This is a genomic window from Frigoribacterium sp. CFBP 13729 (genome assembly GCF_014841875.1).
Classification (GTDB): Bacteria; Actinomycetota; Actinomycetes; order Actinomycetales; family Microbacteriaceae; genus Frigoribacterium.
In genome coordinates this window covers 265,826-291,664 of the sequence record NZ_JACYUR010000001.1, presented here as the reverse complement: position 1 = coordinate 291,664, position 25,839 = coordinate 265,826, and the positions used below count along the sequence as shown (strand labels likewise).

General features: G+C 72.8%; 25 protein-coding genes. 6 read left to right on the top strand and 19 right to left on the bottom strand.

From position 1 onward, the window contains the following. Positions 1 to 84 precede the first annotated feature (84 nt). A complete protein-coding gene (locus tag IFT77_RS01285; protein WP_192041645.1) occupies positions 85 to 339 on the top strand; it encodes a hypothetical protein in 255 nt (84 codons plus the stop codon). On the opposite strand, the gene IFT77_RS01280 is transcribed toward IFT77_RS01285, so the two are convergent. The 15 genes from IFT77_RS01280 to IFT77_RS01210 all read right to left on the bottom strand — a co-directional run bounded on the left by IFT77_RS01280 (position 288) and on the right by IFT77_RS01210 (position 20,520). Beyond that, positions 288 to 803 (bottom strand): hypothetical protein, encoded by a 516-nt coding sequence (locus IFT77_RS01280; RefSeq protein WP_192041644.1) that lies wholly within the window; start codon positions 801 to 803, stop codon positions 288 to 290. The genes IFT77_RS01285 and IFT77_RS01280 overlap by 52 nt on opposite strands. Positions 804 to 933: 130 nt before the next feature. Then, positions 934 to 1,446: an adenylyltransferase/cytidyltransferase family protein gene (locus IFT77_RS01275; RefSeq protein ID WP_371740867.1), complete on the bottom strand. Its 513-nt coding sequence runs from the start codon at positions 1,444 to 1,446 to the stop codon at positions 934 to 936. Beyond that, on the bottom strand, positions 1,443 to 2,735 hold the full coding sequence (locus IFT77_RS01270; protein WP_192041643.1) for a hypothetical protein: 1,293 nt from the start codon (positions 2,733 to 2,735) through the stop codon (positions 1,443 to 1,445). Before IFT77_RS01270 ends, IFT77_RS01275 begins: the two co-directional genes overlap by 4 nt. A gap of 2 nt (positions 2,736 to 2,737) precedes the next feature. Beyond that, positions 2,738 to 4,546: a Wzz/FepE/Etk N-terminal domain-containing protein gene (locus tag IFT77_RS01265; RefSeq protein ID WP_192041642.1), complete on the bottom strand. Its 1,809-nt coding sequence runs from the start codon at positions 4,544 to 4,546 to the stop codon at positions 2,738 to 2,740. Beyond that, positions 4,543 to 5,328, bottom strand: a complete 786-nt coding sequence (locus tag IFT77_RS01260; RefSeq protein ID WP_371740866.1) for a CDP-alcohol phosphatidyltransferase family protein — start codon at positions 5,326 to 5,328, stop codon at positions 4,543 to 4,545. The genes IFT77_RS01265 and IFT77_RS01260 overlap by 4 nt, the downstream gene beginning before the upstream one ends. Before the next feature lie 20 nt (positions 5,329 to 5,348). Continuing rightward, positions 5,349 to 6,638, bottom strand: coding sequence for a glycosyltransferase family 4 protein (locus IFT77_RS01255; protein ID WP_192041641.1), 1,290 nt, complete (start codon positions 6,636 to 6,638; stop codon positions 5,349 to 5,351). 3 nt (positions 6,639 to 6,641) lie between these two features. Further along, positions 6,642 to 10,688, bottom strand: coding sequence for a LamG-like jellyroll fold domain-containing protein (locus tag IFT77_RS01250; RefSeq protein ID WP_192169041.1), 4,047 nt, complete (start codon positions 10,686 to 10,688; stop codon positions 6,642 to 6,644). Continuing rightward, entirely contained in the window at positions 10,685 to 12,115 is a 1,431-nt protein-coding gene (locus IFT77_RS01245) for a hypothetical protein (RefSeq protein ID WP_192169040.1), read from the bottom strand. The genes IFT77_RS01250 and IFT77_RS01245 overlap by 4 nt, the downstream gene beginning before the upstream one ends. Next, complete coding sequence (locus IFT77_RS01240) at positions 12,112 to 12,717, bottom strand: hypothetical protein (RefSeq protein WP_192041638.1); 606 nt, start codon at positions 12,715 to 12,717, stop codon at positions 12,112 to 12,114. Before IFT77_RS01240 ends, IFT77_RS01245 begins: the two co-directional genes overlap by 4 nt. After that, positions 12,717 to 14,393, bottom strand: coding sequence for a sugar transferase (locus IFT77_RS01235; RefSeq protein ID WP_192169039.1), 1,677 nt, complete (start codon positions 14,391 to 14,393; stop codon positions 12,717 to 12,719). Before IFT77_RS01235 ends, IFT77_RS01240 begins: the two co-directional genes overlap by 1 nt. Before the next feature lie 677 nt (positions 14,394 to 15,070). Then, positions 15,071 to 16,096 (bottom strand): glycine betaine ABC transporter substrate-binding protein, encoded by a 1,026-nt coding sequence (locus tag IFT77_RS01230; protein WP_192041637.1) that lies wholly within the window; start codon positions 16,094 to 16,096, stop codon positions 15,071 to 15,073. Then, positions 16,093 to 16,878 carry an ABC transporter permease subunit gene (locus tag IFT77_RS01225; protein ID WP_192041636.1) on the bottom strand — a complete coding sequence of 262 codons (786 nt, stop codon included), beginning with the start codon at positions 16,876 to 16,878 and terminating at the stop codon, positions 16,093 to 16,095. The genes IFT77_RS01230 and IFT77_RS01225 overlap by 4 nt, the downstream gene beginning before the upstream one ends. Next, positions 16,875 to 18,209: an ATP-binding cassette domain-containing protein gene (locus IFT77_RS01220; RefSeq protein ID WP_371740865.1), complete on the bottom strand. Its 1,335-nt coding sequence runs from the start codon at positions 18,207 to 18,209 to the stop codon at positions 16,875 to 16,877. Before IFT77_RS01220 ends, IFT77_RS01225 begins: the two co-directional genes overlap by 4 nt. Further along, the gene (locus IFT77_RS01215; RefSeq protein ID WP_123545732.1) at positions 18,196 to 18,846 is read right to left on the bottom strand and encodes an ABC transporter permease; all 651 of its coding nucleotides are present in this window, start codon (positions 18,844 to 18,846) and stop codon (positions 18,196 to 18,198) included. Before IFT77_RS01215 ends, IFT77_RS01220 begins: the two co-directional genes overlap by 14 nt. A 285-nt stretch (positions 18,847 to 19,131) precedes the next feature. Next, positions 19,132 to 20,520: an LLM class flavin-dependent oxidoreductase gene (locus tag IFT77_RS01210; RefSeq protein WP_192169038.1), complete on the bottom strand. Its 1,389-nt coding sequence runs from the start codon at positions 20,518 to 20,520 to the stop codon at positions 19,132 to 19,134. Positions 20,521 to 20,599: 79 nt separating this feature from the next. On the opposite strand from IFT77_RS01210, the gene IFT77_RS01205 reads away from it, so the two are divergent. The 4 genes from IFT77_RS01205 (at position 20,600) to IFT77_RS01190 (ending at position 23,660) form a co-directional block, all read left to right on the top strand. Continuing rightward, positions 20,600 to 21,823, top strand: a complete 1,224-nt coding sequence (locus IFT77_RS01205) for an MFS transporter (protein WP_371740864.1) — start codon at positions 20,600 to 20,602, stop codon at positions 21,821 to 21,823. A 188-nt stretch (positions 21,824 to 22,011) separates the two neighbouring features. Then, entirely contained in the window at positions 22,012 to 22,350 is a 339-nt protein-coding gene (locus IFT77_RS01200; RefSeq protein WP_192169037.1) for a cupin domain-containing protein, read from the top strand. 51 nt (positions 22,351 to 22,401) lie between these two features. Continuing rightward, positions 22,402 to 22,959, top strand: a complete 558-nt coding sequence (locus IFT77_RS16630) for a GNAT family N-acetyltransferase (protein ID WP_192169036.1) — start codon at positions 22,402 to 22,404, stop codon at positions 22,957 to 22,959. 371 nt (positions 22,960 to 23,330) lie between these two features. Then, complete coding sequence (locus IFT77_RS01190) at positions 23,331 to 23,660, top strand: hypothetical protein (RefSeq protein ID WP_192169035.1); 330 nt, start codon at positions 23,331 to 23,333, stop codon at positions 23,658 to 23,660. A gap of 91 nt (positions 23,661 to 23,751) precedes the next feature. On the opposite strand, the gene IFT77_RS01185 is transcribed toward IFT77_RS01190, so the two are convergent. The 3 genes from IFT77_RS01185 to IFT77_RS01175 are packed head-to-tail and all read right to left on the bottom strand — an operon-like array spanning position 23,752 to position 24,733. Then, the gene (locus IFT77_RS01185) at positions 23,752 to 24,279 is read right to left on the bottom strand and encodes a hypothetical protein (protein ID WP_192169034.1); all 528 of its coding nucleotides are present in this window, start codon (positions 24,277 to 24,279) and stop codon (positions 23,752 to 23,754) included. Between the two features lie 49 nt (positions 24,280 to 24,328). Continuing rightward, positions 24,329 to 24,502 carry a hypothetical protein gene (locus tag IFT77_RS01180; protein ID WP_192169033.1) on the bottom strand — a complete coding sequence of 58 codons (174 nt, stop codon included), beginning with the start codon at positions 24,500 to 24,502 and terminating at the stop codon, positions 24,329 to 24,331. Between the two features lie 30 nt (positions 24,503 to 24,532). Continuing rightward, positions 24,533 to 24,733 carry a hypothetical protein gene (locus tag IFT77_RS01175; RefSeq protein WP_192041628.1) on the bottom strand — a complete coding sequence of 67 codons (201 nt, stop codon included), beginning with the start codon at positions 24,731 to 24,733 and terminating at the stop codon, positions 24,533 to 24,535. A 123-nt stretch (positions 24,734 to 24,856) separates the two neighbouring features. On the opposite strand from IFT77_RS01175, the gene IFT77_RS01170 reads away from it, so the two are divergent. Beyond that, complete coding sequence (locus IFT77_RS01170) at positions 24,857 to 25,321, top strand: hypothetical protein (RefSeq protein WP_192169032.1); 465 nt, start codon at positions 24,857 to 24,859, stop codon at positions 25,319 to 25,321. Between the two features lie 141 nt (positions 25,322 to 25,462). Here IFT77_RS01170 and IFT77_RS01165 read toward each other — a convergent pair whose 3' ends face one another. Continuing rightward, entirely contained in the window at positions 25,463 to 25,678 is a 216-nt protein-coding gene (locus tag IFT77_RS01165) for a hypothetical protein (protein ID WP_192041626.1), read from the bottom strand. Positions 25,679 to 25,839 lie beyond the last annotated feature (161 nt).

Sequence of the window (25,839 nt, the reverse complement as noted above, 5' to 3'; positions counted from 1 at the left end):
GCCCGTCGGCCCGTCGGCCGGTCGGCCGGTCGGCCGGTCGTCCGGGCACGGTGGCGGTCGCGACGGTCCCGGTACGATCGGGACATGCTCGACCGTGCCTCCGATGACCGCTGGTTCGTCCGCCGGACGCCGGACGGCGCGGTCATGGCGGTCGTCGAGGCCTTCGGCACCGGCTGGCGGCTGCGTCGCTGGTCGTTCGTCGAGTCCGAGCAGGAGGCCCTCGGGGTCTACACGTCGGCCGAGCTCGCCGAGACCGCCTGGTGGCGCCATCTCGACCGGGGACGGGGTCAGCGCACGGCGAGCACCTCGGAGAGCCGCAGGCGGCTCGGCGAGGACTGAGCCCGCGAGCACCTGTCGCGGTCGGTCACGATCGTCGAGCGGGCGTCGGGGGGAGCCACCACGCCGTCGGACGTGCAGGTGAGGACCGCGCGGACGGCGTAGCGACGCGCCTCGGCGAGGCCCGTGAGCGCGTGTCGCCACGCCACGTCGGACGTCGAGTCGACCGCGGGCCCGGGACGCTCGAGCACGAACACGACGGCGGCGACCCCGAACTCGCTCGCGACCTCGTCCAGGGCGTCGCCCCAGTGCTCGACGGCGAGACGGTCCGGACGCTCGGGGATGCCCTCGAGAGGCACCACCATGGGGAGCTGGACCTGGTCGGCGTCGAGGAACAGCGTCCAGAGCTGCCGACGCACGGCGACCGGCACCAGGCTCTCGACCCGGGCGAGCAGCTCGTCGTCGGTGACGACGGGCCGGTGCGGGTCGGCGGCGGGCGAGGACGGGGAGGCGGGGGTGACGGTCATGGGACCAGCGTCGTGTCCCGGCGCCCGCCTCCTGCGGTCGTCCACAGGCGGGCCCGGCGTCGCGTCCGCCGGACCGGCCTGGGGAGGGACCACCGCGGCCGCACCGGGGGACCCTGGGGCGGGCGACGCGTCAGCGGGCCCGCTCGGCGGTCGCCGCCTCCTGTGCCGGCGCTCCGCCGGACAGGGCCCGCAGCGCACGGCGCAGCACGGTGCTGGACGTGCTCATCGTGTAGGGGAAGTACACGACCTCGACCCCGACCTCGGCGAACTCGCGCTCGAGCCGCAGGCCCTTCTCGGTGCCGCGCCAGTCGTCGCCCTTGAAGAAGACGTCGAACCGCAGCTCGCGCCAGACGTCGAGCTTGTCGGGCACCGTCTCGGCGTAGGCCGTGTCGACCACGTCGATGTGGTCGACGATCTCGAGCCGCTCCGCCAGGGGCACGACGGGCGTGATGCCCTTCGTCAGGGCGAGCATCTCGTCGGACACGACCCCGGCGATCAGGTGGTCGCAGTGCTGGCGCGCGTGCCGCAGCAGGTTGAGGTGCCCGATGTGGAACAGGTCGAAGGCGCCGGCGGCGTAGCCGACCCGACCGGCGCCTCCGGGGCGGGTGGTCAGGGGATCGAGAAGGTCGGTGGACGAGGTCACGGGGTCACGCTCCGGGGACGAGGGGCCGACTCGGCGAGCACGACCAGGGTGAAGAAGGCCACGAAGGCGCTGCTGGAGTCGACCAGCCCGCTCTCGACGACGCTCCTGATGACGATGAAGACGAAGGCGGGCAGCACGGCGCCGAAGCCGACGACGCGGAGGCTGGCGCGGCCGGCCGTGGCGAGGCCGACGACGACCCAGATCGCGAGCAGCCCCGCACCGACGACGCCGGCCTGCGCGAGCGCCGAGATCCAGCTGCTGTCGAGGACCTGCTCGGCCCAGTACTGACCGGCGACGGGGACCTGCTTGACGGTGAGGCCGGAGCCGATCCACCGGGCCCAGGTGCCCGGGTCGGTCTGCAGCACCGTGTTCCAGGCGATGGTGCGCGAGTTGAGGGTGGCGATGCTCGCGGAGTCGCCCCCGCGCTCGATCACCCGGGCGAGGACGTCGGTGCTCGCGAGCAGCGCGACGGCGAGGGGCACGGCGACCGCGACGACGACCGCGACCGTGGGCCGGACACGGCGAGCCGCGACGACGGCCACGGCCACGGCCACGAGGACCGCGAGGAACGCGGCCCGCGAGCCCGTCGTGACGAACAGGCCGGTCAGGACGACCAGCAGCGCGAGCGACCCCACGGTCGCCTTCTGGACCAGGAGGCGGTGGACCACGCCGATCAGCGGCAGGCCGAGCAGCAGCGCGATCTCGTTCGGGCTCAGGGCCGGCAGGGTCCCGGCGAGGCGCCCCCCGGCCAGGTAGATCTGCAGGCCCGAGAGCGCCGAGACGGCCCCGACGATGCCGAGGGCCAGCAGCAGCGACCGCACGACGACGCGCGGCTCGCTGCGGTGGACGACGGCGACGATCGTCGCCGCGACCATCAGCACGCGGACCACGAGCACGGTCGTCGACGTCGTCAGCCCGGCCGAGACGCCCCCGACGAAGGCGATCCCGAGGTAGGCGAGCAGGAACGCCACGGCGACGGGGCCCACGCGGTTCGCGAGGTGACGGCCGTCGCGACCGGCGGGCGCTCCCGTGAGGGCGAGCACCAGCGCCACCGCGGCGAGGAACGCCTTGGCGGCGACGACCGGGTCGAGGCCGCCCTCGTAGATGACGCCCGTGCGCCAGGGGACCACGGACGCCACGAGCACCGTCATGACGACCGCCGGACGGACCAGGTGGCGCGCGGCCGGCAGGTCGTCGTGCAGCGCGGTCGCGCCTCGCCACGGCGTCGTGCGCGGCGAGGCCGCGGGCACGACGACGGGGCCGGAGGCGGTCCGCGCGGGGGAGGACACGGTCACTCGCCGTCGGACGGACGCGCGTCGGAGCCGTCAGCAGCGGCGTCGCCGTGAGCGTCCGGAGCGTCATCCTGTCCACGGGCCGGGCGTGCAGGACGGCGAGGGACGATCCGGCCCTTGCCGCGGGGCTTGCGCGCCGACTTCGAGGTCGGCGCGGCGGCGGGCGTCGTCGTCTCGTCAGTCCCGGCCCCTGCTTCGGCCTCGGCCTCGGCCTCGGCAGAGACAGTGGACTCGTCCGCGGGTGCGGCGGGAGCCACGGCCGTCTCGGCGACCGGCGCGTCGGCGGCAGGGTCGGGCGTCGTGAACGGGTCGCGGACGAGGTCGGCGATGCTCGTCGAGCCCTCCGCCCGCGAGGCGGACGCCTCGGACCGCGAGGCCGTCCCGGACGGCACGACCGGAGCGGACGACAGGGGCGCCGACGACCGCACGTGGGCGGCCGGCGCGTGGCCCGTGGCCGGGCGGTCGACACGGCGGAAGTCCTCGTCGCGCCAGGTGGCGCGCAGCAGCACCCGGCGCCAGCGGGGCACGCCCGCGAGCACGACGCCGATCGGCTCGACGTCGAGGCTCATCAGCTCCGCGGTCAGGCTGCGGAGCGACTCCAGGCGGGTCGCCCCGGCACGGACGACGAGCACCACCTCGTCCGACTCGGCCGTCACGGTCCGCAGGGCGAAGGGGTGGGAGTCCGAGGCCGACTGCACGACGGTCACGTCGTAGGTGCCGCGCAGGTCCGCGAAGAACCGCTCGACCCCCGACCGGACGAACGACCGGGTGGAGGCGCCGACGACGTCGGGGACCGGCACGCGGTCGTAGCCGGCGAGGTCCGCCTCCGTCAGCTCGGGGAGAGCGCTGTCGGGGACCGTCGAGGGCCGCGACACGGTGCGGGTGTCGAAGTCCGACTGCAGCAGGGCGCAGGTCGAGCCGAGCTCGACCACGGCCCGGGCGAGGCCGCCGTCGACTCCGGCCGCCTCCGACACCGTGTCGGTGCGGGCGAGCAGCAGCACGCGCGGCAGCTCGCCGCCGCGCAGGGCACGGAGGTTCTGCACGGTCTCGCGGAGCGCCGTGCGGGTGGCCGCCGAGGCGCCGCGCCCGTCGGGGTCGTCCGAGCTGCGCACGACGGCGGGCAGCTGGCCGACCACCGGCAGGCCGGTCGCGCGACGGACGTCGTCGACCGTGCTGACGCGGGGGCGCGTCCGGGCGAGGACGATCGCGAGCGCCACACCGACCCCGAGGCCGACCAGCAGGCCCAGCAGCCCGAGGACGACCGTGCTCGGGCCCGTCGACGTCGTCGGGACCGGCGCCGGCGCGGTCAGGTCGAGGGAGATCGTCTGCCCGTCGGCACCTTCGGTGGACTCGATCTGGTCGACCGTGTCCGACAGGCGCCCCGCGACGGTGTCCGCGAGCTGGGCCGCGCCGGTGGCCGTGACGTCGGTGGCCGAGACGAGGAGCACCACCGTGTCGACGGGGTTCGTCACGGTCACGCGGTCGCCCAGGTCGGCGAGCGAGACGCCCTGGGCCTGGGCGACCGGCCCGAGCACCTGGGCGCTCGTGCCGAGCTGCGCGTACGACGAGACCTGGCGCAGGGCGAAGGCCGAGCGCTCGTCGAGGTTCGAGCCGGGCGCGTCGGCCCGGACGAAGACCGTGGCCTGGGCCGTGTAGGAGGCAGGGGCCAGCTGCGAGAGGCCCACCCCGGCGGCGAGGCCGAGGACGACGGCCACCACGACCACGACGAGGTGCTGGGCGACGTAGCGGAGGTAGTCCCCGAGGTCGAGGCGGTCGTCGACGACGACGGCGCGGGCGGTGCTGGTCATGAGGTCCTCATCGGGTCGGTGCGGAGCTCGCGGAACCACTTGGGGAGGGCGAGCAGCAGGTAGGCGGCGTTGGCCGCGAAGAGCAGGAGGTAGGCCACGGTGAACGCGCCGGGCCAGGCGAGCAGGACGAAGACGAGGCACATCAGGCCGTAGTCGGTCGGGACGACCGCCAGCGAGTACAAGGCACCGGTCTGGCGGCGGACGAGCACGGGCGAGCCCGCGGCGACGGACTCGGCCCGGCGCAGCTGCTCGGTGAGGACGATCGCGAAGAAGGCGACCGTCGCGACGACCTGGTAGGCGAGCGGGAGCGCCAGGATCGCCTCCCGTCCCTCGGGCTCGCGGACCCACGACGCGAAGACCGCGAGGTGCAGCACCGCGATCTTCGTCGCGTCGATCACGTGGTCGAGCCACTCGCCGGCGGGGCTGCCGCCGCCGCGGAGACGGGCGAGCTGCCCGTCGGCCGAGTCGAGGGCGTAGCCGACGACGAGCAGCAGGGGCACGAGCACGGCGGGCAGCCAGCCGGCCGGCATCGTGGCCAGGACGGCGATGCCGGCGAAGGTGGCGAGGGCGCTGACCGCCGTCACCTGGTTCGGCGTCGCCCGCAGCACGTGCGCGGCGGCGGCGGCCCACCGGCCGAGGCGGCGGTTCACGAACCGCGAGTAGGCAGGTGCGCCGCTCGACGACTTCTGGGCCGACGCCAGCGCGGCCAGTGCTGCACGGAACTCGTGCGGCACGGGCGTGCGCGACGGGGCCGAGGAGGCGGTGGTCGCCTCGGGACGCACCGGCGTCCCCTCCAGCCGCGTCACGAGGCCACCGCCAGGTCCTGGCCGTGCTCGCGGTGCAGCTCACGGGAGACGACCGCACCGATGCGGCGGCGCATCTTCTCGGGCGTGTAGCGCTCCTGGTAGGCCGCCTGGGCACGACGGCCCGCGGCGGCGAGGGTGTCGACGTCGAGGCCGGCGAAGAGGTCGGCGAGGGCGTCGACGTCCCGACGGTCGAAGAGCCAGCCCGTCTCGCCGTCGACGACGACCTCCTCCGGGCCCCCGCTGCGGCTGGCGACGACCGGGCGGCCCTCGCTGAACGCCTCGAGGGCGACGAGGCCGAAGCCCTCGAGGGTGTCGGTGGGCAGCACGATCGCGTCCGCGTCGCGGACGTACGGGGTGGCGTCCTCGACCTGGCCGACGACCGTGACGGTCTCGGGCCGGGACACGATGGCCTGCACGAGGGCCGGGACGTCGACGCCGGCCCCGACGGCGGGCGGGCCGCCGAGGACGACCAGCTGACCGGGGCAGCCCGCCGCGTTCCAGGCCGTCAGCAGGGTGCTGTGGCCCTTGTGGGAGTTCCAGCGGCTGGCCATCAGGTAGTGGGGGAGGCGGTGCTCCGGTGCCGCGACCAGGTCGGGCGACCGCCGCGGGACGCCGTTGTGCACGACGACGGCACGGTCGTCGCCGTCGAGTCCCGAGCTGCCGAGCACCGAGCGGGACACGGCCACGAGGGCGGTGCAGGCACGGGCCAGGGGCCGGAGGCCCTTGCGGTCGGTGTCGCCCCACGGCTCCTGCAGGTGGCCGACGACGTGCTGCACGCCGGCCAGGCGGGCGAGGGGGGCGACGACGAGGCAGGCGCTCGTGGCGCAGTAGACGAGGTCGAAGTGCCGGCCGGCGAGCCGCGCCGCGGTCCGGGCAGCGTCCCGCGCGAGGCGGGCGAGGCCGACCGGGCCGAGGTGCGACCGTCGGAGGATCGGCAGCGCCGTGCGCTCGACGCGGGCGCCGAGCTCACGGAGCTGCGGCCCCAACGGCCCCACGGCCACGTCGGACGGGAGCCACACGGTCACGTCGAGGTCGTCGCGGGCGGCGAGCTCGCCGACGACCTCGAGCACGATGCGGTCCGAGCCGTACAGCTCGTCGGACGAGTGCACGACGAGGACCCTGCTGCGGCGACCGCCCGGGAGACGCGGGGGCGCCTCCGGGAGGTCGGCCGCGTCGAGCAGCCACTGCTCGGCCCGCCGGGCCCCGGGTGCAGCGTCCGCGTCGGCGGGCGCTGCCCCGGGCGCCCCCGCGCCCCGGCCGGTCGTTCTGGTGGTGTCGAGGGTCATGGGTCAGTTGCCTGCCTTCGTGATGGTCAGGTCGTCCCACGAGGAGACGACGGGTGCGTTGGTGGCGGAGGCCGACAGGTAGGAGTGGAAGCCCACCCGTCCCGCGGCCTGGAGGCCCGCCGTGGAGTCGGTCGCGGTCTTGGCCCACGCCGTCGGCTCGGTGCCGCCGGCGGCCCAGACCTTCGCCCGGACGGTCGTCGGCGACGTGCCGGTGACCTCGAGGGCGACAGCGATCTTCTGTCCGGCGACGTAGGTGAGGCCGGGCACGACGCTCTCGGTGCCGAGGACCGTCTGCGTGCCGTCCGCCGCCTGGCGGAACAGCGCGACGGCGACGGCGCCGTTGGCGCGGAACGTGACCTTGGCGCGGTAGTCGCCCTGGCCCGTCACGCCCCGGCCGATGACGGACGCGTAGACGCCCGCCCCGGTCGGCACCTTGTCGAGGGCCACGGTGACGCGGGTGGCCGCGTCGGTTGCCTGCACGCCGTTCAGGTAGATCTGCGGCCCGGAGCCGGCGGCCGCCATCTTGATCAGACCGGCGCCCTGCGCGGTCGTGAACGACGAGACCGCGTTGGGGGTCGTCCACGCGCCTCCGGTGTCCGCCGAGCCCCAGCCGCCCGTCGTCTGGCGCTCGAAGGCGTCGGCGGCGTAGGCGGTGGTGGCAGGCGGCGTCACGACCGGGGGAGCGACGACCACGGGGGCGGTCACGGTCACCGGCACCGTGGTGCTGGCCGTCGCGCCGTCGTCGTCGGTCACCGTGAGGACGACCTGGTACGTGCCCGCAGCCGCGTAGGCGTGCTGCACGGTCGCGCCGGTGCCGACCTGGCCGTCCCCGAAGTCCCACGCCCAGGAGGCGACGGTCCCGTCGGAGTCGGAGGAGGCGCTGCCGTCGAGCGAGGCGGCCAGGTCGACCGAGGTGCTCGTGGCCGAGGCCGTGGGGGCGACGTTCGCCGGGGCCGGCGGCGGGGTGACGACCCCGGTGCCGGCGTCGTGGTGAGCCGTCACCTGAGCTGCGGTCAGGGCCGTCGGGTAGACCGACACCTCGTCGATCGACCCGGCCACGTACGAGCTCGAGGAGCCCCACGTGACGTCGCCGCCGACGTGCCAGCGACCGTTGTAGCCCTGGGCGCCGGTCTGCGGGTTCGTGCCCACGGCGACGCCGTCGACGTAGAGGACCATGCCGGCGCTCGACTGCGTGGCCACGACCTGGTGCCAGGCACCGTCGTTGTAGGCGCGGTCGGTCGTGATCGTGTTCGCCTGGCCCGTCCAGGTGCCGAACACGAGGCGTCCGTCGTCCTGCAGGTAGACGTGGCGGTCGTAGTTGCCCGAGAGCCCCTGTGCCGAGTCGCCGTAGCCGATCAGCTTGCCACCGGCGGTGGACGTCGTCGAGAACCAGAGCTCGGTGCTGTAGGTGCTGGGCGCCTGCGCGTCCTGCACCTGGACGACCTGGCCCTGCTGTCCGTCGAAGCCGAAGGCCGAGCCGGTGCTGCCGAGGGCGCCGGCGACGCCCTTGGTCACGCCGCCCGTGATCAGGCCGGGCGCGGGCGAGGCCGTCGTCGAACGGGCGGTGCTGCCCGAGCCGGTGTCGTCGAGGCGCCAGTACAGCGACGGCTCGTCGGTGGTCACGGCCTTGCCGTAGGCGTCGGTCGGCGCGGCAGGGACGGTCGAGGTGCGACCGGACGCGACCCAGTGGCCGTCCACCTGCGCGGCGCTGAGGACGGTCGGGTAGACCGCCACGTCCGCGACGTCGCCCGTGAACCAGTCGCTGCCGGCGTTCGGCCAGCCGCCCACGGAGTCTCCGCCGACGCGCCAGTAGCCGGCGTAGGCCTGGGCGCTCGTCACATCGCCGCGCGCGGCCACCTTGACCCCGTCGATCGACAGGCTGATGCCCGTCGAGCCGAGGCTGGCCGTGGCGAGGTGCCACTTGCCGTCGTTGAGGCCGGGCTCGCTCGAGACGGTCTGCGTGCCGCCCGCATACGTGCCGAAGGTCACGCGCCCCGCGCCGTCCATGTAGACGTGACGGTCGTAGTTGGACGAGTTGCCCGTCTGCGAGCTGCCGAAGCCGACGATCTTGCCGCCGGACGTGCTCGTCGTGCGGAACCACGACTCGACGGTGAAGGTCTGGGGTCCGTCGACCGGCGAGTTCGCCGCTGCCGTCGAGCCCTGCTGCCCCGGGAACGTGGCGGCAGTCGTGCTGACCGGACCTGCAGTGCCGCGCTGGACGGCGTCCGTCGCGGTGGCGTCGGTGAACCCGACGTGGTCGTAGACGGCCGTGCCGGAGGGCTCGCCGAACGTCCACAGGCTGGTGGCGCCGTCGGCGGCCACCGCCTTCTCGTACGGGTCGCCCGCCGACGAGGACACCGTGACGGCGTCGGAGCGCGAGCCGGTGAAGGTGTTGCCCGCGGCGTCCGTCACCGACACGCGGTACGTGTGGCTGCTGCCGGGGGCGAGGCCGGCGTCGACGAAGCCGAGGGTCGGGAGGCGCCAGAAGCGCGAGTCCGCCACCTGGGTCGCGACGGGGGTCGTGCCCGAGTCACGGAACAGGCTGTAGGTCAGGCTGCCGTCGTCGTAGTCCCAGGTCGTGGGGAACGACACGCGGACGCTGCCCGACGCGAGCGAGAGGCCCGTGGGCTTCATCGGCGCGTACTGGGGAGCGACCTTGTTCGGCGCGGTGTCGCGCGTGGCGAACGTGGCGAGGCCCTGCTGCGCCTTGCCGTTCACCTGCGTGAACTCTCCGCCCATGACGAGGTACTTGGCGGTGCTCGACGAGGCGCCGAGCGACCAGCCGCCCTGGTACTGCTTCGTGTACGAGCCGGAGTTGACGAGCGGGTACCACGGCAGCTGGGTCGGGGTGGCCTGGCCGGAGTAGATGCTGCCGACGCTCGGACCTCCCTGGTCGGTGCCGGTCGCGGCGACCGTGTTGGCGGTCGCGCGCTTCCAGACGGACGGCGACTGCTCGGCGAAGGCGCCGACAGAGGTGCAGTCGTGCGAGTGCGAGACCGCGTAGGCGACCTGGCCGATGACGGCCGTGCCGTAGCTCGCGCCGTAGCAGTTGTCGAGCCAGACGAGGGCGCCGGTGTCGAAGCGAGCCGCGAAGCGCCCGTCGAACCAGTGGCCGCCCTCGCCGTTGCCGGTCGCGTAGATGACGCCGTCCACGACCGTCATGTCGGTCACCCAGGAGCGGTTGGATCCCTGCTGCGCCGAGATGGGCTTGGCCTCGAAGGGCTGGATCGCGCCGACCGAGCCGTCCACCGCACCGATGCCGACGATCGGCTGGCCGCCGATGGTCTGGAACCGGCCGCCGATGACGACGCGGCTGTCGTCGGGTGCCGCCACGACGGCCTGGGTGATGTTGTCCGTGCCGGGGTTCCACGCCGTGAGCGTGCCGGTCGCGGTCGTGAAGGCGGCCGCGTTGGCGCGGGCCTTCGAGCTCGCGGTGCCGAACGAGCCGACGACGTAGACGGTCGTGGCGGTCGGGGCGATGCCCCACACGGAGCCGGAGATGGAGGCCGAGAACGACGTCTTCAGGGCACCCGTCGAGACGGTGAAGGCCGCGATCTTGCTCTTGGCGACGCCGCCCACGGTCGAGAAGTCGCCGCCGACGTAGAGGGTCGCACCGTCGGGCGAGACCTCGACGGAACGGCCCTGCGCGCTGAGGTTCGGGTTCCAGGGCAGGATCGCGCCCGTGCGGACGTCGAACGCCATGGCGTTGTTGCGGGTGACCGAGTTCTGCCCCTCGGCGCTGCCCGAGGGCCGGGCGGCCGTGAAGGCGCCGACCGCGTAGGCCGTGGTGCCGACGACCGCCGTGCTCCAGACGACGCCGTTGATCTGCGGCGTCGGGAGGACGTCGGAGCTGACGGTGGCCGTGCTCGCGGCGGCGGCGCTGCCTGCCGGGGAGCTGCTGGTGTAGGCACCGGTGACGGTCATGCCGGGGGCGGCAGCCGTCGCCGCCGAGGCGGCCGTGGGCGCCCAGGCGAGGCCCCCGGCCACGAGGGCCGTCAGGGCGAGGACGCCGACGGCCGAGCGGGCCGTTCGACGAGGGGTGGGGGTCATGGTCGTGTCTCTCCGGTCAGGGTCTCGGACGAGCGGTCTGCTCGTCCGCGGTCGGGTGCGGGTCGGGTCGTGAGGGCGAGGGGGCGGTCGATGGGGTCGGACGTGGGGGGAGGAGGTCCGAGGTCGGCGGGACGGGGGCGGCCCGGCACGGCGGCCGCGTCGCCGAGGCTGGTCACCACGCGCCGCACGAGCAGCCCGCCGAGCACGCTGCCGGCGCAGAGCGCGAACGGCACCGCGGCCGGGGGAGCGCCGACGCCGAGGACGGCGACGGCGGCTGCGAGGGAGAAGAACGAGTCGGCGACGCGCACGGCGAGCACGCGGGCCTGACCGCCCCGGACGGCCGCGAGCGACCCGTACGGGGTGACGGCCGCGACGCTCACCGCGTACGCGGCCCACCCGGCGACCGCGAGGGTGTCGAGCGGCCGGCCCGCGACCAGCTCGCCTGCGACGGGCGCCAGCAGCACCGCGACGGCACCGACGGCGAGGGCGCCGACGAGGAGCCGCAGCACTGCCCGGTCGGCACGACGCACGAGCGTCCGGGTCGGCACGGCGTGGGCCACGGCGAAGGTCGCGAACAGGTAGGTCGACAGGCCGCCGACGAGCAGCAGGACGGGCGCCACGAACACACGGGCCGCCTCGAGGTCGCCCGTCGCGACCGTCCCGACGAACAGCACCACGAGGAGGCGCGTCACGGTCAGCAAGGACGGTCGCACGACCGCCTGGGCTGCGCGGAGCGACCCGTAGGCGGCGACGATCCGCACCCCGCTGTGGCCGGTCGCCCAGCTCGGCGAGGCCGTCGTCGCCCGGCGGGGGCCAGCGAGCGCGAGGGCGGTCACGAGGGCGACGGACTGCCCTGCGCCGAGCGCGGCGAGCGGCAGCAGCAGCCCGGTGGTGCCGCCGACCGCGAGCAGGCCGGCCGTGCCGAGCAGCGCGCCGAGGCCGGTGAGGTCGACGACGACGAGCCGCCAGAAGCGCAGCTGCGCCATCAGGAGGCGTCGCGCGACCTCCTCGGCGGCGAAGGCACCTGCGGCGAGGGCGAAGAGGGCGGCCTCGGCCGGCGCGAGCACGCCGGAGGCGCCGATCACGACGCCCGCGACCGCCGGCGCGGCGACGCACCAGACGGCAGCCCAGGCGAGGAGCCCGCGGCGGACGTCTGCGGAGCCACGGTCGAGCACGGTCAGCGAGTCGCCGACGAAGCCGCTGGCGAGGGCGGCGAAGACGACGACGACGCCGTACAGCACGGCGTAGACGCCCCAGTCCGACGGCGCGAGCAGGCGCACCGCCACGATCTGCCCCGCGAGGCCGAGCAGGGCCTGCGTGCCCTGGCCGCCCAGTGCGCCGAGCACGTCCGACCGGCGGCGCGGCCGAGTCCGTGCCGCCGGGGCCGCGCCCTCCCGGCGCACCCCGTCGTGCGTCGAGACGGTCATCGGGGGAGGCTCCCCGTGAAGGTGGCCGGCGCGTGCACGCCGTCCAGGTCGAGGTAGAGCGTGGCCTCGTCGCGGCGGTCGTCCGGGACGACGAACGCGTACCGGGCGGTGACGTCGGCGCCCGCGGCGACGACGCTGTCGAGGTCGGCCACGTCGACGTCGTCGTACAGCGGCGCGGAGGGGACGGCGTCGCTGCCCGCGCGCAGGCTCGGGACGACCGACGTGAGGTCGACGTCCGCGTCGGTGCCGTTGTGCACCGTGACGGCGAAGACCACGTAGGGAGCCCCCGTGACCACGCCGGCCCCGGTCGCGGTCACCGTGCCCTGGTCGACCGCCTCCGTGGTGACGGTCAGGCCGTCCGGGTAGTCGACGGAGTCGGCGAACGGGACCACGTCGGCCTGCACGCGGTCGTCGGGCGCCGCGGCACCGTCGCGCTCGACGGCCGGGGCACCGGTCTCGGTCGTGACGTACGCGGGGGCGTCGATCCCTCCTCCGCTGGCCGTCGCCTCGTTCGACCCGGTCGTGACGACGACGGCCACCACGACGGCGGCGGCCAGCACGACCACGCCGGCTCCGGACAGGAGCAGGGTGCGGCGGCGCATCAGTAGGCCCCGTCGTGACGGAGGAGCACGCGGACCGTGCGCCACATGATCACGAGGTCAGCGGTGAGGGACCAGTTCTCGACGTAGTACAGGTCGAGGCGGACGCTGTCCTCCCAGCTGAGGTCGCTGCGGCCGTTGATCTGCCACATGCCGGTCAGGCCGGGCTTGATGTAGAGCCGACGGTGCACGTGGCGCTCGTAGTCGGCGACCTCGCGGGGGAGGGGCGGCCGGGGGCCGACGACGCTCATGTCGCCGCGGACGATGTTCCAGAGCTGGGGCAGCTCGTCGAGCGACCATTTCCGCAGCAGGCGTCCGACGCGGGTCACGCGGGGGTCGTGGCGCATCTTGAACAGCGGGCCCGCGCCCTCGTCCGCCGTGCCGAGCGAGCCGAGCAGCTGCTCGGCGTCGACGACCATCGACCGGAACTTCAGCATCTCGAAGGTGCGGCCGTCACGGCCCACGCGGCGCTGGCGGAACAGCACCGGCCCGGCGCTGTCGAGCCGGACGACGAGGGCGAGGACCAGGAGGAGCGGCGCGAGCACCACGAGGGCGCCCCCGGCCAGGACGAGGTCGGACACCCGCTTCATCGCGTGGCGCGGCCCGTCGAACTCGGGCAGCTCGACGTGCATCAGGGGAAGTCCCTCGACGGGACGGAAGTGGATGCGGGGACCGGCGACGTTGGTCAGCCGGGAGGCGAGGACGAGCTCGGTGGCGCGGCCCTCGAGGGACCACCCGAGGTCGCGGAGCCAGTCGCGGCCGCGGCCCGCGTCGCCGGCGACGATCACGCTCTCGGCGCTGAGGCGCCAGACGGCACGCGGCACGTCGTCGAGGCCCGCGACGACGGGGACGACGCGGTCGCCGACGACGACGCCGGAGCCGTCACGGTCGCCGTCGGTCAGAGCTGCCCCGACGACGTCGTAGACGGCGCCGCTCGTCGCGTCGATGCGGTCGACGACGTAGGCGACGTCCTCCCGGCTGCCGACCACGACGGCGCGGGAGAGGAAGTGGCCGGCGCCGCGCTGGGCCTCCAGCCACCGGCGCATGCCCCACCGGCCGAGCACGAGGCCCGCGCCGCCCGCGGGCAGCGCGACGAGGAAGTACTCCTGGCCGCCGACGTGCCCGGCGACCGAGAACCCGACGGCGACGACGACGAAGGCGAGGACGCTGGCGCTGCCCACGCGCTTGTACTCGAGGACGCCGCTGCCGACGACGGCGAGGTCACGGCTGCGGTAGAGGGCCAGGGCGGCGGTCCAGACGACCGCCACGACGAGGGGGAGCCAGAGCGCCTCGAGGACGCCGTCCACGACCGCCGAGGTCGAGCCGGCGCCCTGGTCCACCAGGTCGTCGAGCACGTCGACGACCGCGGCGGCCACCACGCTGGCAGCGACGACCGCCGTGTCGACGACCCGGAGGCGGCGCCGGTAGCGGAGCGCCCACCGGGCGCCGGTGAGCGTCTCGGCGGCGGGCTCGGCGAGGGGGGCCGACGTCCGCGCGGGATGCGCCGACCCGGCCGCAGGCTCGGTGGTGACGACGGGCGCGGAGGAGGCAGGCGAGGGCGCGAGCAGGTCGACGGGCTCGGCCGATCCGTCGAGGACGGAACGCACGGACGCGGAGGAGGATCCGGCGGGGCGGCCGGAGGGCAGGAGGGTACGGAGGGACGACGGGCTGCTGGGCATGGGGGACTCGTGCTCGGGTAGGCGACGAATGACACCGGCGCCGATTCGGGCGGCGACGGGCAACGGAACAGCCGTCCGGTCGGGATTCGGGTCCGTCCGGACGACGGGGGTCGACGGCTCGTCTGCAGGCGGCCGCGGGTACGGCAGCAGGCGACGGACGTCGCTGGGCGCCGCCGACGACGGGTGATCGTCGGCAGGGCCCGTTCGGGTGGGTGGAGCGGTTCGGGTGGAGCAGTTCGGGTGTGGCTCTCCGGGGCGGTGGGTGCCGCTGCCGGTGACTCGACTCTAAGGTGGGGGACCCCCCGGGAGGGGACCCCCCGTTCGGGGGTTCCCCTGCCCCCCGCACGTGGGACACCGCGACGCGTCACCCCGGGCGAGTCGCGCCCGGGTCCCCGCCGGCCGGGCGACCGGGAGGTGCCTTCCCCGCCGCCCGCCGTGAGGCGCCCCTGCGGTCCGACCTCGCATGAGCACGTGGTATCACCTGGTCACAGGCACATTCGGACTCAGTTCAGAGCCCGCCGGTGCAGGTGCCGATCGACGGTAATACGACGACAGCTGTCGTGCAGACCGGGTGACGCACCCCCTCGCCCCGCAGACGGGGGACGACGAACGGCAGGTGTCGCCACCTGCCGTTCACCCTGCGTCTAGCCCGTGTTAATCACCCCGCGGGCGATGTCTCACGGGCGTGTCACGAAGCCCTCCTCGACCATCCAGTCGAAGGCGACGTCGGCGGGCTCCTCGCCCTCCACGTCGACGCGGCGGTTCAGGGTGCGGAGCTCGTCGTCCGTGAGCGCCGGCGAGATCTGCTCGTAGACCGCGGCGAGCTGAGGGTAGGTCGCCAGCACGTCGTCGGTCAGCACCGGGGCGACGTTGTAGGCGGGGAAGAACCCCTGGTCGTCCTCCAGCACGGTCAGGTCGAGGGAGTCGATGCGCCCGTCGGTCGTGAAGACCTCGCCGAAGTTGCACCGGCCGCGGTCGGTGGCCTCGTAGACGGTGCCCGTGTCGAGGATGCTCACGTTGCTCGTCGGCACCCCGTCCGCCGCGCCGAGCTCGAGGCCGTAGCGCTCGAGCATGGGGGCGAAGCCGTCCGCCCGCGAGTTGAACTCCGCCTCGACGCAGAACGTCCGCTGGTCGACGGGGAGGGCCGCGATCTGCGACAGCGTGGCGACGTCGCCCAGCTCGGCGACCGCCTCCGACCGGACCGCCATCGCGTAGGTGTTGTTGAGCGGTGCGGGCTCGAGCCAGACGAGGCCGTTGGCCTCGTCGGCGTCGCGCACGGCCTCGTACTGCTCCTGCTTGTCCGGGATGCCCGACGCCTCTCCGAGGTACGTGAGCCAGGCGGTGCCCGTGTACTCGTAGGTCATGTCGGCGCCGCCGTCGAGCATGAGCTGGCGGACGGCGACGCTGCCCGGGACGTTGGTCATGTCGGTGACCTCGAAGCCCGCGGCCTGGGCGGCGAGCACGGCGATCTTGCCGAGGATCAGCTGCTCCGTGAAGTTCTTGGCCGTGACCGTGATCGCGGCGTCGTCGGGGAGGTCGTCGATCGCCTCGATCGAGCCGGGCGCCACGGCGGGCACGAAGGCGGTCGCAGGCTGGAGCCCGCAGCCCGTCAGGAGGGCCGCGGACGAGGCGGCGACGACGCTCAGCAGGGAGGCGCGGCGCAGTGCCCGCAGGCGGGGACGTCGGTCGTCGGTGGGGGTCATCGGAGGCCCTTCGGTCGGGCGACGTGCTCGACCACGCGGCCGAGCCAGTCGATGAGCAGCGCGAGGAGGGCGACGAGCAGGGCGCCCGAGACGAGCACCTTCGGCAGGAACAGGTTGACGCCGGTCGTGATGAGCAGCCCGAGACCGCCGGCGCCGATGAACGTCGCCAGGGCCGCCGAGCCCACGAGCAGCACGAGGGCGGTGCGGATGCCGGAGAGCATGACGGGCACGGCGAGCGGCAGCTCCACGCGGAACAGGACCGAGGCGGCGGACATCCCCATGCCCCGACCGGCCTCGACGAGGCGCGCGTCGACGCTCTGCAGGCCGACCATGGTGTTGCGCAGCACGGGCAGCGCCGCGTAGAGCACGAGGGCGATGACGGCGGTCCAGAACGAGAAGCCGAGCCACAGGGCCAGCAGCACGATCAGGCCGACGGCAGGGGCCGCCTGCCCGAAGTTGGCGAGCACCAGCACCGGCCCGGCCGCGCGCCGGAACGGACGGCGGGTGAGCAGGACACCCAGGGGCACGGCGAGCACGAGGACGATCGCCGCCGACGCGAAGGTGAGCGCCAGGTGCTCGCCCGTGTAGGTGACCAGGGCCGACGGGTTCAGGGTGGTGCGCTCGGCGGTCGTGAGGTCGGCGGTCGCGAGCCAGACGCAGAACGCGGCGAACACCACGGCGACGGCGGCCGGCTGGACGACGAGGCCGAGCCACGACGGCCGGGCACGCCGGGGACGGCCGGCGGACGAGGAGGCGGCGGGAACGTCGGCGACGGCGGTCACGGTCGGTCCCCGGCCGAGCCCGCGCCGTCGGCGACGCGGTCGTCCTCGGCGGGGTCGCTGGCGATGGTGTCGCCCTCGGCGGCGAGCGGCGCGTCCTGCGGCTGCCCGACGACGGGCAGGGGGCCCGTGTTCGTGCCGACCGGGGCGCCCTCGAGCGCCACGGCCGCGGCCTTGCGCGCCCGGGTGATGGCCTCCATGACGACCTCGACCGTGATGACGCCCACGAAGGCGTCACGTCGACCGGTGACCAGCGCGGCGCCGGCGCTCGAGACGAGCATCGTGTCGAGGGCGTCGTTGAGGGTGGCCCCGCTGCCGATCACGGGCAGCTGGGGATCCGTCCCGTCGGGCACGACGTCGAGGCGCGAGAGCTGCCGCAGCGACGGCCAGCGGGCGGGGCGGCCGCGGTCGTCGACGACGACGGCGTGCTCGTGCCCCGCGGCCTCGACGCGGGCGGCCACCTCGCGGCCGGACTCGCCGGCCTTGGCGACCACCGCCTCCGCCAGGTCGACGTCGCGCACCCGGGTGAGCGTCAGCTGCTTGAGCCCCGCGCCCGAGCCGATGAAGTTCTCGACGAACTCGTTCGCCGGCTCGGCGAGGATGCGCTCCGGGGTGTCGTACTGCACGATGTGCGCGCCCTCGGAGAACACCACGATCCAGTCGCCGAGCTTGACGGCCTCGTCGAAGTCGTGCGTGACGATGACGATCGTCTTCTGCAGCTCGTGCTGGATGTTGATCAGCTCGTCCTGCAGACGCTGGCGCGTGATCGGGTCGACGGCGCCGAACGGCTCGTCCATGAGCAGCACGGGCGGGTCGGCGGCGAGGGCCCGAGCCACGCCGACGCGCTGCTGCTGGCCGCCCGACAGCTCCCGGGGGAACCGGTCGCGGTAGGTCACCGGGTCGAGCGAGACGAGCTCGAGCAGCTCGTCGACGCGGGCCGTGATGCGGTCCTTGGACCAGCCGAGCATCTTGGGGACTATCGCGATGTTGGCCGCCACCGTCATGTGCGGGAACAACCCGCCGGCCTGGATCACGTAGCCGATGCGGCGGCGCAGCTCGTCGCCGTCGATGTCGGTGACGTCGTCGTCGCCGAGCACGACCCGGCCCTCGGTGGGCTCGATCAGGCGGTTGATCATCTTGAGGGTCGTGGTCTTGCCGCAGCCGGAGGGGCCGACGAGCATGACGATCTTGCCCGCCGGGATCTCGAGGGTGATGCCGTCGACGGCCGGGGCGGCCTGTCCCGGGTAGCGCTTCGTGACCTGGTCGAGCAGGATGCTGCGGCCCGACACCTCCGTCGCGGACGAGGAGGCGGTGGGGGAGTCAGTTCTGGACACGGATGCCTCTCGAGATGGTCAGGCGGCCGAGGCCGACGAGCAGGAGGTCGAGCACGAGGGCGAGGACGACGACGCCGACCACCCCGGTGACCACGGAGGCGAGCGCGTTCGCGCCGCCGGCTCGGGACAGGCCCGAGAAGATGAAGCCGCCGAGGCCGGGCCCCAGCGAGTAGGCGGCGACGGCGGCGATGCCCATCACCATCTGCGCGCTGACGCGCACGCCGGTGAGGATGACCGGCCAGGCCAGCGGCAGCTGGACCTGCACGAGGGTGCGGAGGCTCCCCATCCCGATGCCCCGCGCGGACTCGACCAGAGCCGGGTCGACCTGGGTCAGGCCCACCACGGCGTTCCGCAGCACGGGCAGGGTCGCGAAGAAGGTGACGACGACCACGGCGGGCACGACCCCGAAGCCGAGCGGCACGATCAGGAGGCCGACGACGGCGAAGGAGGGGAGGGTCAGGCCGATGGCCGAGACGCCGTTCGCCACCGCGGTGAGGGCGGGCACCCGGTACACGAGCGCGGCCAGGACGACGGCGATCACCACCGCGAGCACGAGGCACTGGACCACCAACGAGAAGTGCTGCCACGAGGCGAACCAGATCTGGTCCCACCGCCCCGTCACGTAGTCCCACGCCATCTGATCCCCGTTCCTCGTCACTTGCTCGTCGACCCGTCCGCACGAACGCCCGGCCTGGACCGGGCGTTCGGCGTCCACCATAACGAGGACACGTCGGGTCTTGTCCAGGCGACGAGCGTCGCCCGGGTCGCTCGGGCACGCCGGTCGTTACCTGCGCGCGGGCACGGAATCCCCGGTCAGGCGGTGGGTCGACGTGCAGGGAGCGGAGGAGTGTAACGATCGCGAGCAGAACGCGGGAGGCGCGGTGCAGGACCTGCCTGCACCGCGCCTCCTGCGGACTCCCCGTCAGGCCGAGGGAACCCTCGCGGACGCCTTGTGCCGGGCTCCGTGGTGCTCGTCCGGCAGCCGGTCGCCGCGGCCGAAGAGCTTCTGGCGGAGGGTGCCCGGCTCGTACTCGGTCGGGTAGACGCCGCGAGCCTGGAGCACCGGGACGACATGCTCGACGATGTCCTCGAAGGTGCCGGGGGTGATGGCGTAGGCGAGGTTGAACCCGTCGACGTCCGTCTCGGCGACCCACTCCTGCAGCTGGTCGGCGATCTGCTCGCCCGACCCGACGATGCGCGGACCGAGCCCCCCGATGCCGGCCGCCTCCGCGATGTCGCGGATCGTCCACTCCTTGCCGCTGTCGCCCTCCTGCGCCTGGAAGTTGGCCAGCGCCGACTGGATCGCGTTGCTCTCCACGTCGCCCACCGGGTCGTCGAGCGCGTACGTCGACAGGTCGACGCCCATCCAGCCCGACATCAGGGTCAGCGCGCCCTCGTGCGACGCGTAGCGCTGGTACTCCCGGTGCTTCGCCTCCGCGGCCTCGGGCGTCGCGTCGGTGATGATCGTGAGCAGCGTGTAGATGCGGGCCGAGTACCGGTCGCGGCCCGCCTCCTCGAGGGCGTCGCGGAGCTTCGTGACGGTCGCGGCCAGGCGCTCCTTCGTGGGGGCGGCGACGAAGATCGACTCGGCGTTGCCGGCGGCGAAGCGGATGCCGCGCGGCGAGGCGCCCGCCTGGTAGATCACCGGCGTCCTCTGCGGGCTCGGCTCGGAGACGTGGATGCCCGGCACCTTGTACCAGGTGCCCTCGTGCCCGATCTCGTGCACCTTCGTCGGGTCGGTGAAGACGCCGGTCTCGCGGTCGCGGACGACGGCGTCGTCCTCCCACGAGCCCTCCCACAGCTTGTACAGCACCTCGAGGTACTCGTCGGCCTGGTCGTAGCGGTCGTCGTGGTCGAGCTGGTCGTCGGCGCCCATGTTGCGAGCGGCGCTGGGCAGGTAGCCGGTGACGACGTTCCAGCCCACGCGACCGTCGGTGAGGTGGTCGAGCGTCGACATGCGCCGCGCGAACGGAACGGGGTGCTCGTAGGCGGTGCCGGCCGTGATGCCGAAGCCGAGGTGCTCGGTCGCGGCCGCCATGGCCGAGACGAGCAGGATCGGGTCGCCGACCGGCGTCTGGGTGCCGTTGCGGAGCGCCGCGTCGTGGTTGCCGCCGTAGACGTCGTAGGTGCCGAGCACGTCCGCGATGAAGAGGCCGTCGAAGCGACCGGCCTCGAGGAGGCGCGCCAGGGAGGTCCAGTAGCTCAGCTTCGTGTAGTCGGGCGAGCGGTCGTCGGGGTGCCGCCAGAGACCGGGGGACTGGTGCCCCACGCAGTTCATGTCGAAGGCGTTGAACCGGATGCGTCGAGTCATCGGGCCATCGTCGTCGCGCACCGTCGCGGGCGCCACGGGCCTGCAACACGGCGTCACACGCGACGCCTAGTCTTGGTCGGTGACCCGCCCTGCCCCGACCCGCCGCGACTCGCCCCGCCCTCCTCGTGCACGGCTCGGACGGGACGTCGTCGTCCTGGGCGTCATCGCCTTCTTCGTCATGGTCGGCTTCGGGGTCGTCGTGCCCGTGCTGCCCGTCTACGCGGCGAGCTTCGGCGTCGGCTACGTCGCCGTCGGCGCGGTGCTCTCGGCCTTCGCCCTGATGCGCCTCGTCGCGAGCCCCTTCGTCGGCCGGATGATCGACGTCGCGGGCGAGCGCGTGGTCCTGTCGGTCGGCATCGGCATCGTGGCCGTGTCGAGCGGCCTCGCGGGCCTCGCGCACGACTACGTCCAGCTGCTGCTGCTCCGCGGGGTGGGCGGCATCGGCTCGGCGATGTTCACGATCTCCGCGATGACGCTGCTGCTCGCGTCGACGACGCCCGACCGGCGCGCCCGGTCGATCGGCTTCTACCAGGGCGGGTTCCTCGTCGGCGGCATGGCCGGGCCGGCGCTCGGCGGCCTCCTCGCGACCGTCTCGCTCACCGCGCCCTTCTTCTTCTACGCGGGCACGCTCGCGGTCGCGGGCGTCGTCGGCATCCTGCTGCTCAGCCCCCCGCGCCGAGGCGACGCGGCGGCCGCCGCCGCGGCCGCGGAGCCCGCGCGTCCTCTCGCCGACGTGCTCCGCGACGTGCGGTTCCGGGCGGCGTGCGTGGCGAGCTTCGCCCAGGGCTGGTCGTCCCTCGGCGTCCGCAGCGCGCTGGTGCCGGTGCTGGTCGTCGAGGTGCTGCTCCAGCCCACCTCGTGGACGGGTGTCCTCTTCGCCGTCGCCGCCGTGGCGCAGACGCTCGCGCTCGCGCCGGCGTCCCGCTTCGTCGACACCGTGGGTCGGCGACCCGCCGTGATCGGCTCGTTCGCGGTGGCCGCTGTCTCGCTCGCTGCCGTCCCGTTCGCCCCCGGACTCGTGACCCTCGGCGCGCTGCTGGCCGTCTACGGCGTCGCGACGGCGTTCATGGGCACGGCCCCGGCCGCCCTCGTCGGCGACGCGGCGGGGGCGCGGGGCGGTCGCCCGGTGGCGATCTTCTCGATGTGCTCGGACGTCGGGGCGATCGCCGGCCCCCTCGTCGCGGGGCTGCTCGTCGACGTCGCCTCGTTCGAGGTGGCCTTCGGCACGGCCGCGGCGCTGCTCGCGGTCAGCGCGATCGTCGCGATCCGGCTGCCGCGCGGCATCCCCGTGCCGCAGCCCTAGCGGGAGCTCGTGGTCGATCCACCAGCTGGCCCCTGAGCCCCGGCCGTCGACTCAGAGCATCTGAATCGAGGCGGCCCACCGGTCTTGTACATCGATTCGGGTACAGGCGACGTCGTTCTCAGCCCGCTCTCCTGAACAACGAACCGTCCGATAGGGGATGGTTCAACAGGACGTGACAGGCTGCGGCGATGACTGACTCACCTGTTGCTCGAACGACTCTGATGGATCAGAAGCTCGCCGCCGTGACCAGCGTCTCCCACGTGGAGGTGCGCCGAATTTCGATCGCGCCCGCCACGACCGGCGGTGCCCACACGCACAACGGGCCGGTTTTCGGAACGATCGAGAGCGGCTCCGTCACTTTCCAGATCGGCACGGGCACGGAGATCGTCTTGAGAGCTGGTGACGTCTTCTACGAGCCCGCTGGGGTCGTGGTCTCGAAGTTCGACACCGCCGCTGAACCCGTGGTGTTCCTCGGCTACTTCTTGCTGGACGACGGGGCCGTTCCTGAGATCGAGTTCACCTCTTAGGACTGTCTGTCAGAGGGCGGTGCGCGAGCGACTGTGCCAGGCTTCCCGCCGATGACGATCACAAGCTCCCCCTGGGGTCACCCCGAGCCCCGCCGGTCGCGACTCCATCTCGACATCGTGCCGGAGAGCATCCTCCGCGCGTTGGCAGCAGGCGAGTCAGCCTCGCTCCCTCTTCGCCACGTGTCGCCCTGTGTCGCAGGGCCCGAGTGCGTCGCTCTGTGGCGCATGAGGAGCGAGCAGATCCGCAGGACCCCCACAGATCTGCCGTGGATCACGCGCCTGATGATCGACCCGCAGGTCACGACGCCGGTGGGTCTGGCCGGCTTTCACGGTGCCCCGGACGAGGCGGGCATGGTGGAGATCGGGTATCGCGTGGATCCTGCGCAGCGCCGTCGGGGCTATGCGAGGAGATCCTTGGAGACGTTGCTCGCTGTCGCGCAACGCCACCCGGACGTGAGCATGGTCCGCGCCACGGTCAGTCCCGACAACGTGGCTTCACGAGCACTCGTCACTAGCTACGGGTTCGTGGAGACTGGCGAGCAATGGGATGAGGAAGACGGGCTAGAGACCATCTACGAAGTCTCAGCGTCAGCAGCGCCGTCGTCTTGAGCGGTGCCCGACAAGGGATCGGCTAGCGGACCGCCTCGTTGCCTGGAGAGCCCAAGGTCCTAGCGGTGTTCGCGGTCGCGTCACCTGTCCTCCCTCGATCTGCACGGGCCTGCCGACGCTCTCTCGCCTCAGCATCCTGGCGCTTCTGGATAAGGCTCGTTCTGGCAGTCCCGAGGATGGCCATCCCGAGCAGGGCCAGCACGATGATGAGAGCCACTGGGACGATGACGATCGAGAGCACAGCGCCTCCGAGAAGTAGTGATGTCTGAAGTTAGCGAACTTCGACAGCGTGGTCGAGGCCGCAGGGCGGGGCCCGATAGGGGATCGTCCAGGGAGCTGGGCACAAAGTGGTCTGATCCTTGGAGGTGGCCATGAACAAGTACGACCCTCTTCCGGGAACAACTGAGCGCGGGGTTCGTACTGCGGCTTTGACCATGGCTGCGATGGGCGTGCAGGGGGCATTCCTCTACCGAGCCATCTTCGACGTGCCCACCTTTGTCTCCTGGATGCTCTGGCTAGGCGTTTTCGTCGTCCTCCTCGTTGGCTTCATCTTCAGAGGCATCAAGGACGCTCGTCTGAATCGGGCAGAACAAGCAGCTCGGGACGCGAAGTTCGAGGAACAGGAACAGCAGAAACGCACCTCGTCTTCGCGGAACTCCGACAAGCGGCTTGGGACAAGCCTGCCCGACGACTGGACCTAGTCAGCCACGATGCCCGATAGGGGATCCCATTCGGGGCCGCAGCTCGCAGGGCGTTCGGGGTAGTGCGGGGCGTCGGGCGAGCCGGGTTCTTTCACCGGTCGGTGCGCCTCCAGACCGCAACGACGTTCTGGTCGTCGACCTGTCCCTGGCCGTACTGCAGGTAGCCCGTCCTCTCCGCGGAAACGACGATCGAGTCGGCCCCGAGGTCCAGGAGCTCCTGCTCCACCATCGAGGAGTTCCCGGGGCTCTCCGGCAGCTGCTCCATGGCCCAGCCGTCGGGCACCTCGACGGCGCCCTCGACGTACTCGATGCCCATGCCCAGCATCGAATGCTCCACGGCTTCCGAGGTGATGACCTTCGCCCCCTCGGGGAAGTCCACCCCTGTCACGGTGCTGATGGTCTCGAGCGGTACGTCGTGGCAGCGCGTGGAGAAGGGGTTGCAGACGCCGAACTCGCCCGGCTCGTTCAGCTTCGTGTTCACCGCGATGATCGGCGCCGCCACGACACCCGCGACGATGAGCCCGATGACCAAGAACAAGCCGGCGAGCAGAAGCAGCTGCCGGCCGAGGCGGGGCGGGGCGTACTCGTCCATCTGCCCATCCTCGGCGACGGCGACCATGGACGCGTCCGTCTGGCGCCCGAGAGGGGTGCGCCCTGCGGATGAGTCGTCAGCCGGTGGTGTCCCAGGTGAGGAAGACCACCCCGACGAGGACCGGCACGAGGGACAGCAGCGCGATGATGACGCCACCGACGACGCTCGCTGCGCGCTTGTCCATCGCCAGCCAGATGCCCCCGACTACGCCGAGGGCGCCGATGATGATCAAGGTCAGGGAGAACGCCACAGGGGTCCTTTCGAGAGTGTCGATGGCCGGCTACGAGAGGGAGATGCCCGGCGCCACCGTCACCAGCAGCACCACGGCACCGATCAACAGCGGTACCAGCGATCCGACGATGATCACCACGCCGGCCGCGACGCTGAATTTCGCACTGACGACCTCACGGTTCCGAATGAGGAACACGCCGGCACAAAGACCGATGAGGCCAGCGGTGAGGCACACGAGCGCGAGGGTCACGGTGCAGATCCTGTCATGAGATGGATCGGTCATCACTTCAGAGGCCGTCCCAGATGGGGAACGCTCGCCGGGCCCTCGCAGTGGGGCGTCCCGACGAAGTGCGCTTCATGCCATCCTTCGATCGTGCGCCTTCGATCGCTCTGCCTGTTCGTCGTGACCCTCTGCGCTGTCAGCCTCGCCGGGTGCTCGGAGGACGATCCCGGTGAGCAGGCCCGCGACATCGCTCTGTGGCTCGACCAGGCGCCTTCATCGGTGCAGGACGACGGCGACGTGCTGGCCGTCTTGGCATCGCTCGTCGAGCGGGGCGAGGAAGCAGACGGCGACGAGATCTCGGCGACCTTCGAGGAGCCCGTGACGATCAGGCGAGTGGAACTCGAGTGTTTCGGCGACGGATCTGTCGAGGGGCTGTTCGGTCTGACGTCGGCTACGGGTGCGGGTGCGGTCGAGACGACGTCCGCCCGTGCGAGCTGCGCCGAAGGCGTGGTCGAGCTGGACATCCCGGAGTCGTCCCGCGAGGGCGTGACGAAAGTCAGCTTCTCCTCGGTGGCGAGCACCGAGAAGGGCGCTTGGCGCGTCATCGTCCGATAGGGGATGGACGACTGGTCTGCTCGGTGTGCGGACTGTCTGATTCCTTGACCGCGCCGCCAGGGAGCGACGAGAAGAGCGGGCCGCTCACGGTGAGCCGAGAAGGCCTCGAGTCGGGAATCCTTCGCGGTGACGCATCATCGTCTAGAGGCTCTGGACCAGCAGCTGGAAGATGCTCAGGAACGAGACCTCGACGACCATCGAGTCGTTGCATCGATCTGGTGAGGTGGGGTCGAACGCGCAGGCCGACGATGAGGACGTGCTCTGGATGGGCCACGGAACGAACAGGATCAGCGCCATGACGACGGCGCACACGACGGCCACCGTCCGCCTGCTCCTGATCTGCTTCTTGCTCCGCATGAGCCCTCCTCTCACATCAGGCATGTCTAGGCCAACGGCACCTGCGGCGGTAGAGGAGACCCAGAAGAGTCATGCAACTGAGACAGAGGCTCACCGCGAACCGTTCCCGGCAACCGACCCTCAGGCGACCGCGTAGGACAGTTCCCAGCTCCAGGCCGGCC